General features: G+C 23.0%; 11 protein-coding genes. 9 read left to right on the top strand and 2 right to left on the bottom strand.

Features of this window, described 5'->3' with window-relative positions:
- Window positions 1-115: 115 nt before the first annotated feature.
- The 6 genes from M0D11_RS04360 to nusB all read left to right on the top strand — a co-directional run bounded on the left by M0D11_RS04360 (window position 116) and on the right by nusB (window position 4,219).
- Window positions 116-1,414 (top strand): hypothetical protein, encoded by a 1,299-nt coding sequence (locus tag M0D11_RS04360; RefSeq protein WP_252320435.1) that lies wholly within the window; start codon window positions 116-118, stop codon window positions 1,412-1,414.
- A gap of 173 nt (window positions 1,415-1,587) precedes the next feature.
- Entirely contained in the window at window positions 1,588-1,737 is a 150-nt protein-coding gene (gene rpmG / locus M0D11_RS04355) for a 50S ribosomal protein L33 (protein WP_174481164.1), read from the top strand.
- A gap of 83 nt (window positions 1,738-1,820) precedes the next feature.
- Entirely contained in the window at window positions 1,821-2,897 is a 1,077-nt protein-coding gene (locus M0D11_RS07255; protein WP_252320433.1) for a M24 family metallopeptidase, read from the top strand.
- Between the two features lie 2 nt (window positions 2,898-2,899).
- On the top strand, window positions 2,900-3,463 hold the full coding sequence (gene efp, locus M0D11_RS04345; protein ID WP_252320431.1) for an elongation factor P: 564 nt from the start codon (window positions 2,900-2,902) through the stop codon (window positions 3,461-3,463).
- Window positions 3,464-3,477: 14 nt separating this feature from the next.
- Window positions 3,478-3,846 (top strand): hypothetical protein, encoded by a 369-nt coding sequence (locus M0D11_RS04340; protein WP_252320429.1) that lies wholly within the window; start codon window positions 3,478-3,480, stop codon window positions 3,844-3,846.
- The gene (nusB, locus tag M0D11_RS04335) at window positions 3,812-4,219 is read left to right on the top strand and encodes a transcription antitermination factor NusB (RefSeq protein ID WP_252320427.1); all 408 of its coding nucleotides are present in this window, start codon (window positions 3,812-3,814) and stop codon (window positions 4,217-4,219) included. The genes M0D11_RS04340 and nusB overlap by 35 nt, the downstream gene beginning before the upstream one ends.
- A gap of 387 nt (window positions 4,220-4,606) precedes the next feature.
- Here the strand turns inward: nusB and M0D11_RS04330 are convergent, their stop codons facing one another.
- Entirely contained in the window at window positions 4,607-5,227 is a 621-nt protein-coding gene (locus M0D11_RS04330) for an IS1595 family transposase (protein ID WP_252318950.1), read from the bottom strand.
- Between the two features lie 219 nt (window positions 5,228-5,446).
- Here M0D11_RS04330 and M0D11_RS04325 point away from each other — a divergent pair, with 219 nt between their 5' ends.
- Together M0D11_RS04325 and M0D11_RS04320 are read left to right on the top strand one after the other, a co-directional pair.
- The gene (locus tag M0D11_RS04325; RefSeq protein WP_252320425.1) at window positions 5,447-5,749 is read left to right on the top strand and encodes a hypothetical protein; all 303 of its coding nucleotides are present in this window, start codon (window positions 5,447-5,449) and stop codon (window positions 5,747-5,749) included.
- Window positions 5,734-6,033, top strand: coding sequence for a rolling circle replication-associated protein (locus tag M0D11_RS04320; protein WP_438811369.1), 300 nt, complete (start codon window positions 5,734-5,736; stop codon window positions 6,031-6,033). The genes M0D11_RS04325 and M0D11_RS04320 overlap by 16 nt, the downstream gene beginning before the upstream one ends.
- Here M0D11_RS04320 and M0D11_RS04315 read toward each other — a convergent pair.
- Window positions 6,023-7,018 (bottom strand): IS3 family transposase, encoded by a 996-nt coding sequence (locus M0D11_RS04315; protein WP_252319878.1) that lies wholly within the window; start codon window positions 7,016-7,018, stop codon window positions 6,023-6,025. The two genes, M0D11_RS04320 and M0D11_RS04315, sit on opposite strands and share 11 nt — an antisense overlap.
- Window positions 7,019-7,296: 278 nt before the next feature.
- Between M0D11_RS04315 and M0D11_RS04310 the strand changes: the two genes are divergently transcribed.
- Complete coding sequence (locus tag M0D11_RS04310; protein WP_252320421.1) at window positions 7,297-9,402, top strand: hypothetical protein; 2,106 nt, start codon at window positions 7,297-7,299, stop codon at window positions 9,400-9,402.
- Window positions 9,403-9,494: the final 92 nt, after the last annotated feature.

The raw sequence follows: 9,494 nt of genomic DNA, 5'->3' as shown, positions 1-9,494 counted from the left end.
TAGATTAGAATACCATGAATATTAATTTTTTATTGCATTTATTTTTTTTGAAAATTAAAATGTAATTAACTTCTTAAATTTAAGAAGTTAATGGGGAAAAAAGGGGGTTTTCATCATGAAAGCATTATTAAAAACATTAAGTGTTTTAACACTTGCAACAACTGTTAGCAGTTTAAGTAGTATTTTAAATACTAATAATATAGGTACGAATGCTAATCAGTTACAAGATTTAAAATGTAATCTTCAACAAAATAAAGATGATATTTCTTTAATTAATTTGAATAAAAAAGGTAAATTTTATTTTTTTAATAATAATCTTGGTTTAGTAATTAATGGAAATCAATTATGATTTTTAGATAAAGATAAGAAGTTTCAAGAAATTTCTAATCCTGATCATATAAGATTCACTGAATTCACTAATGGTCAAGGAGGAAATTACGGAATTTTAACAGAAAAATCTACCAAAAACCTGTATTTATTAACTTCTAATGGTGTTTTAACTTCATTAAAAATAGAAATATTTAAAGAATTTAATCTTTATGGCAAAGTAACAGCAATTAGTAATACAAAATTTTTAATTGAAACAAAAATTTTAAATCACACTATACTTACTCTTGGAGAAATAAAAGATCAAAAATTAATGCCATTAAAATTTGTTTCTTTATTTCATGCAATAAAAGAAATTAACTATATTCGTGATGATGAAGTTATTATTAAGTCAGATAATGGAGACTATAGTCTTTTAATAAGTAATTCCGATTTTACTATTAATAAATTATCGTGAACAGCAAAATATTTTTTTAAAACTAATAGGGAAGTTTGAGTAATTAAAGATGATAATAATCAAGTATTAATTTATGATTATGTAAGTAATACATATTCTGAATTAGATCTTTATGGAATTGATATTATTAGATTAAATAGTAAAACATATATTTTAAAAGCAGATAGTAAAAATATTCAAATTATTGATTCATCAGGTCAAGTCATTAAAGGAAAATATAATTTTGAAATTTCTGATGATTATGATTTATTGAATATTAATAGTCAATTATTACTTTTATTTGATCGACAACAAAAAATGACAGTTAGAATAATTGAGAGAAATCTTAATTCTGAAAATGAATTAGTTGTATTAAAAACAATTAATTTAACTAATGAAATAAGTGAAATAAAATTATTAAATAATCAAGAAAATAAGGGTAAATCTTCAACTAATTTTTTCGTTAAAACATTAAATAATACAAATTATGTTCTTAATATTGATGCAAATATAAACAAAATTGAGAATTTAGAAGTTAATACTAAAAGTATTCCTGATGGAATGAATGGCGAAATTAATAGATATAATAAAACAGTTAGTATTTTTACACAGTATAAAACTGATGACTTATATTGATATCAAGTGTTTTAAATAATATTATTTAAATAATTACCTAGTTACTGATATTTTTTATTTTTAATATTAGTAACATTTTTTCATATAAGGAAGTTTAAAAATAATTCCTTTATTTAATTGAACTAACTATTTAATTATGCAATAATATTGTATTGTATATAACTCAATTATTATTAAGGAGGCGCACAATGCGTGATGGATTAACTTTAAGATGTGAAGTTTGCAAAGAAGAAAATTATATTGCTGATCGTAATAAAAAAACTAAGCCTGAAAAATTAGAAACAAAAAAACATTGTTCTCGTTGTAATCAACATACACTACATAAAGAAAAGAAATAAGTTTTACTTATTTCTTTTCTTTAATTTGCAGTACAATATACTTAGTTATTAATTAATAATTTATTAAAAGGATTGAATTTAAAATGAAAAATTTAAATAAAAAAGAAATTATTGAAACAATATTAACCAAAAATAAAATAGATGCTATGTTATTTTATTCTCCAGAAAATCGCTTTTGATATAGTGACTTTATTTCAACGTTAGGTTATTTATTGATTAGCAAAAATGATGCAAATTTATTATTAGATGGAAGATATATTACTGAGGGAAAAGAAAATGCCAAAAATGTTAAATGCATTCAATTTAGTAATATTTTTTCTTCATTGAAAGATTTATTAAAATCACAAAAAATTAAAAAAATTGGTTTTGAAGCAGAATATATTACTATTGCTCAACTAGAAAGTTGAAAGCAAGAAATTAAAGATATTGAATTTGTTCCAATTTATGTTAGTTCACTAAGAATGATTAAAGATGAAATCGAAATTGCACGAATTGCAAAAGCTTGTGCTATTGGTGATTTGGCTTTTAATGAAGTTTTAAACTTTATCCGACCTGGTGTTAGTGAAAAAGATGTTGAAGATATAATATTACGTTCATTTGTTAAAAATGGTGCAACAAAAGCATCATTTGATACTATTGTTGCTTCTGGAGAAAGAGGAGCAATGCCTCATGGTAAAGCCAGTAATAAAAAAATTGGCAATAATGAGTTAATTACTTGTGATTTTGGTTGTGTATATGAAGGTTTTTGTTCAGATATGACTAGAACTTTTGCAATTGGTAAAGTTAATCCAAAATTAATTGAAATTCATGAAATAGTTAAGTCAGCACAAATGGCAGGAATTAAGGCTGTAAAGCCGGGTATAGCTATTGGTGAAATTGATAAGATTTGTAGAGAATATATTAAAGAAAAGGGTTATGAACAATATTTTACTCATGGTACTGGTCATGGACTTGGTATTGAAATTCATGAATCACCTTGAGTTATTAAAAATGAATCTACTATTTTAGTTCCGGGAATGGTTATTACTGTTGAACCAGGTATTTATATTCCTAATTTAGGTGGTGTTAGAATTGAAGATGATATTTTAGTTACCAAAGATGGTTATCAAATTTTAACAAAATCATCTCGTGAAATTGATATTTGAAAGGAGAAAAAATAAAAATGATTAACGTTAATGATTTTAAACCAGGAATTACTTTTTTACATAATAAAACTGATATTTTAATAGTTATTGAATCAGCACATTCTAAAAGTGGACGTGGACAAGCGCATGTGAAAGTAAAAGCAAAAAATTTAAGAACACAAGCTATTATTAGTATTACTTTTACTGGTGGTGATACAGTTTATCCAGCTATTATTGATAAACGACCAGCAATTTATAGTTATGATGATGGTATGTATTCAGTTTTTATGGATAATGAAGATTATAATGAAATTAGGATTGATCAATCACGCTTATCATGAGAAAAAAAATTTTTAGTTCCTGGTAATGAAGTATCATTAAGGGTTTATAAAAATTTAGAAATATTAGGTATTGATTTACCTCCTTCGGTAGTATTAGCGGTTGTTGATGCTCCACCAGGAGTAAAGGAAAATAGTGTTTCTAATACGACAAAAACAGCTATTTTAGAAACTGGTTTACAATTACAAGTACCAATGTTTATTAATAATGGTGATAAAATTGTAGTAAGTACAGATGAAGGGAAATACAAAACTCGCGCTTAAGAAAGGTGAATATTATGGAAATACTTATTGAAGAAAGTAAAGTTGGAACATTAAAATTATCTTCGTTAGTTATTAAAAAATTTATTTATATGTTATTAATTAATGATAACTATCAATTAACATTAGAAGATGTTGAAGTTCTAATGTTAGAAACAAATGATATTACTGCTATTAATAATAATATTGTTGTGCGAATAAAATTAATTGTTAATCCAAATGAAGATTTAGTAAATTTAAAAAATAAAATTAATAATTTAATTTTAAGACGTACTGAATCAGCTTTAAATTTATTTTTATTAAATATTCATATAATATTTATTGCTCAAACTAAGGAAGTAGAAATCAACAATGCAAGAACAAAAGAAGATAACCCAGCATCATAAAAGAATTGGCATGATGGAAGTATTATATCAATATTTCCTTGAAGGCCAATCACAACAAGCGTTTAAACAATTTCTTTTTGAAGAAGAAGAAGGTAAGAGTTTAATTACTGAACAATGCGAGATATTAAATAAAATAATTGATTATGAATATGATTTAATAGATTTAATCAATAATAATTTAAAACAAGGATGAGATTTTGAAAATTTAAAACCAATTGAACAAGCAATTTTAATTTTAGCAGTGTATGAAATTGTCCATACTAAAACAGATAAAAAAATTATTATTAATGAAGCTATTATTATAACTAAAGCTTATTGTCCAAATGATGCTTATAAATACATTAATGGTGTTTTAGATAAAATAAATAAGTAATTATAACTAGTATATGATTGAATTTAGTTAATAACTATATTTCTAATATAAATATATTATATTATTTTAAAGATAGTTTTTTATTTTATAATCCAATATTTTTGTTCAATATAACTATTTTTTAAAAATTAATAGTTAAAAAATAAAAAAATAAAGTATAATATACTTTAATTAAGTAACACAATTCACCGTAAGATAATTTATTAATTATTTTATTTTTTGTGTTATGATTATTTTGTTATTAAAATATATAAAATTATTAAAAAATCTGTGGAGTTTTATATATGCAAGAAAATTTTTATAGGCTTTTCTCCCTTTATGTACTATTTTTAAATTTTATCACATAAATGCTGAGAAAAGCCTATCTACGGACTTCTCCCCACATTTTTAAATCAAACATAGCATTACAATTTCAAAACTAGGTATCTTATTGAATTTATATGCAGCTTCTTTTGCATATAAATGAACATGATGTTTTGCAACTTTGATATGTGTTTTAAATGTTCTTCTTATATGTTTTCAAACTGATTCAATTTGGTTGGTATTTACACCAGTTTTTGAAACATAGCTATCTTGATGATTGACTGTTTCATGCTTAGTGAAAACCGATTTAAAATCGCAATATCCTTTTCAAAAATCAGTATGTACATGACACTTTGAAGAAATGTGGTTTCTTGCAAACTGCAAAAGATTTTTACTTTTTGCATTTTTCAATACTTTCACAATTAATTTATTGGTTGTTTTTTCATAAATACCAACAATCAAGGTTTTATTCACCAAGGATCTTCCTTGTTTTTTAAAACCCATATGTGAAAGATACATTTCATCCATTTGCACTATGCCCTCAACAATAAATTGTGATTCTTGTTTGGCAATACAAGTTCTGATTTTATGACCCATTCTTCAAGCAGTTTTCAAAGTTACCCCCAATTCTTTTGCAACATCAGTTGATGGAATTCCATGTTTGGTGTTTATTCATCTAAAGATGAGATAAAACCAAGATTTCAAAGGTATTTGTGACTTGTAAAAAATGGTGCCATGAAGAATACTAAATGTTTGATGACATTTCAAACATCTTATTCTTCTTAAATCAGAAGTATTCAAATTTGTTCAATAACACCTGATACATTTATTTTCCTTCAAACTTACTATATATTTCAAACAATCTTGTTCTGTTTGAAAAGTATTGTTGAACTCATTCAATTTCATTGTTTCCTCCACAAGTACATGTGGGGAGAAGTCCGTTTTTATATTAAAAAAGTTTATTATGGTGCTTATGTTAAAAATATAATTTTACCTATGAGTGCTATACTAAATAATAAACGTAATGAAATTGGTATTAAAAATTTAGGTATTAATGATAGAAAGTTACGTAATTCTACTATTCGTACTAAAACAAAATTAATACATAAAGCGTATCATAATTTTTATAATTCAAAAGTTTTAAGTTTTGTTACTTTAACTTATGCCGATAATATGCAAGATATTAATAAAGCAAAACATGATATTGCTATATCTTTAAACGTTTAAAACGTTGATGAAATGACCCTAAACGTGCTAAATATTTAGGTGAATTAAAATATATGTATGTTTATGAATATCAAAAACGTGGTGCTATTCATTTTCATATATTATTTAATAGAAAAATACATAAAAGTGTGTTACCACAATGATGACCATTTGGTTTTAATGATGTAAGAGTTGTTCAAAAGGGTACTAATGAAAATATAGTTAAGTATTTAAGTAAATATGTTGTAAAAGGGTGGTTGGCCCTAATTACTGGACCACTTTCATACTTTTTTTCTAAATTTTAATTTGTAAAATTGGTGGTTTTAGAAATTTAGAATGTATTCTTTCATAATTATAAAACATAACATATTGATTTACATCATTTATAGCTTCATTGATTGTTAAATATTGGTTTGAACCTTTGGGTAATCATTCTTGAGATAAATGTGAGAATCAGTTTTCTGATAGAACATTACCGCCAATATCATAAGGTTGCTTTTTGCTTAAGATTATTTGTTTGTCAATAGTTCAGTTGGATATGTCTTGGCAATAAAATTCAGCAGCATTATCTGAATGTAAAATAACGCTTTTGATTTGTTTTAAAGAAAATTGTTGTGTTATTTTTTCAAGAGCAGGTTTTATTAAATCTTTATATGATTTATTAGAAGCAGTATTATAACTAACAACATTATTTGAATAAAAATCAATAATTACCAAAAGGTATAATCAGCCTTCTTTAGTATTGATTTGTTTAGTATCCATTGATCAAATTTGATTAGAAGAAGTTGTGATTTTATAATTTTTGTTGACTTTATCCATTGTAGGTATTCATTTATGTGCAGTCTTTTTATTTTTACTATTATTATTTTTAGTTTGTTTTAAACCTTGGATGTTGTGATCTTTCATAATTTTTCGCATTTGTTTTGTTGATAATTCTATATTTAAGTGAATGTTTTTTTCTTGTTTTAATCATTCTTTAAATGCTGAAAAAATTCGTAAATATCCATAAATTCTACCTTTTCTTGTAGAATGAAATTCAATTAAAAATTTGCATAATTTTTGATATTTATGGTTACAATGATCAAGGTGATTTATTTCTTTTTTAATAGGTTTTTGTTTGTTTTTTAAAAAGTAATATGTTGATCTGTTTAATTGAAGATATTGAGAAAGATGTCTAATCGAATATTGATTCTTGCAATGATCAATAATTTTAATTTTTTGATTAATATTTAATTTTCTAATAAATAATTCTATTTGTTTAATTTTATCCATTAATAAAAATCCTTTCATGTCAAAATTAGTGTTAATTATATAACACAATTGTTTTTCGAATACATTCAGGTTTTTTAAATTAATGGTCTAGTAAAAAGGGCTAAGTGCCAAGTGCCTAAGTGCCAAGTGCCTAAGTGCCCCATTCCAGTTTGAGTTGGTGTGGGTAGTGGTAAAAGTACAATTATAAATAATTTAGAATATGTCTTTAATTATAATTATAATTTCTATAAAATATAATTACAAAAATAAAAATGTTTGGCCATTGATTTAGTTTTAAAGTAAGTGGTTTTTTATTTTTGAAAGAAAAGAAAGAGAGGTTTAAAATTATTCTAGAGACAGCAACAACAAATGTTTCAATAACTGATATTGAAAATAAGATTAAAAAATTTAAAGAAAGTTTAATAATTTTTAAAAAAGAATTTACATTCATCATCAATGAAAGTGTTGAAGAGCAACGCAATTATAAACAAGAATTTAAAAAAACTTTATCTGAAGAAACATTAGAGAATGATAAATATGAAAAAGATTTATTTGATAAAGAAGATGATTTAAAAAAATTAAAAAGTGATATTACAGAGTTAGAAAAAAGTATTATTAATAATAAACTTAGAAATCAAACATTGAATGAAAAAATGGCAAATAGTAAAAAAGAATTAAAAAAAATAAATTGAAAAATTAAAGGTTTTCAAAAAGAAAAAGAAAAATTTAAAGAAAAAAGCATAAATATAGATAAAGATACTTTTCGAGAAACTCAAGAAAATATTAAAGATTTCCAAGCTACTATAAGAACAAAGAAAAAATATGTTGAAGTATTGTCATCTTTAATTGAAGTTGATTCAGCTGATGCAAACATTCAAAAACAGTGAGATGCATTATGAACAAACTACGATAATAAAGTTAAAGAAGCAACAGAAATAATTCAAATTTTAGAAAAAGAAATTTCAGATATTAAAAAACAAATTTCAAAAAATGAAGTTAGTATTAAAGAACAAGAAAAAGAATTAAAAGTTAGAAAACAAGAGCAATCAAAATTAGAAAATGAAGTTAAAGAAGTTAAAGAAAAAAGTCAAGAAAATGTAAAAGAAATAAGAAGCAAATTAACTAAAATTAATAATAAAATAAAAAATTGTTTTACCAAAAATAAATTGGATATAAGTAAAAAAAGCAATGATATTGTTAATTTGTTTAATGAATTTAAAACTTTTAATGAAAAAATAAAAGAAGATTTTACTTTTTTGATTGCAATAAAAGAACAAATAAATAAATTTTTAGGTGAGTACTTTCTTATTAAAAATTCTAAAGATGCAAATCCTATATCAATAGTTAATGATTATGATGCTGAACTTAAAGCTATCATTCAAAATTTTATTAGTTTTTGTGGAGAAAATAAATATGGTGAAGTTTTAAAAAGTATAAAACAGTTTAATAACTATAAAGAAAATAATGATCAACAAGAATTACAACCATCAACTTCTAGTGAAAGTAATACTGAAAATAATGGTAACTGCAAATTATTTGATTTTAAAGAATTAGAATTAGAACCAGGGTCACTAATAAAAATGATTCCTAATTATAATTACTTTTTAGAAGAACATAAAGGTCCATATTCTTATCTAATTTTTATTAAAGATGATAGTTTAAATGAAGATGAGATCCAAAAACAAGCAAAAAATCTTTATTTTAATCCATTATTATTATTTGAAGATTGTAATGAAGAAGAACAAATTATTTTTAAAAAATTACAAAATAAAATAGCAAAAAATAATAAAAAGAGTAAAAAGAGTTTTCTCTTTAATAAAGATAAAAAATTTGCTTTATTAGTTGTCAGTGAAAATGATAGTTCTCAAGAACTTTTATTTTTAATTAATTTTACAACATTAATTAAAGTTCCTAAAAAATTTATTCCATTAATGTACGATTATCAAAAAAAATATAATTTAAATCAAAAAATACGTAAAAAAATAGTTAATAATTTTGAACAAAAAAATAAAAAACATTATGAATTTATGCTTGTAAATTTTAGAGTACAAAATAATAATATTAAAAATTATATTAAAAATTTAGATTTATTATATGAAAATATTTATCAACAATTAAATGAATTACAAAAATTAAATGATTTAATTGGTGAATTTAATGATTTTATTTATTTAAATAAAATAAGACAAAGTCAAGAATTAAGTCAGTATGAAAACTTACAAACTAGCGAATCTGTGAAAGAAAATGATTTTGTATATAAAATGATAAAAGAAATAAATAACATTTTAGATATAACATGAAATTTGATTTCAATAGCAAGTTCTAATGATATATTACAAGCAGTTGATATTCAATCAATCAATGAAGAACCAGCATGTCTAGTATTTTCTGGACAAAAGGTAGCGTTTGCAAATAATATATAATAAAAAGTTTTAAACTTATAAATAGTGTATATTTTCCAGATAATAAATTATCTGGATTTTTAATTATTTATTAATTAATAATTTATTTTATA

The sequence above is a fragment of the Spiroplasma endosymbiont of Lariophagus distinguendus genome (assembly GCF_023846195.1).
Classification (GTDB): domain Bacteria; phylum Bacillota_I; class Bacilli_A; order Mycoplasmatales; family VBWQ01; genus Spiroplasma_E.
Note: the sequence above shows the minus strand (reverse complement) of the source record. Positions and strands in the feature narration are given on the sequence as shown.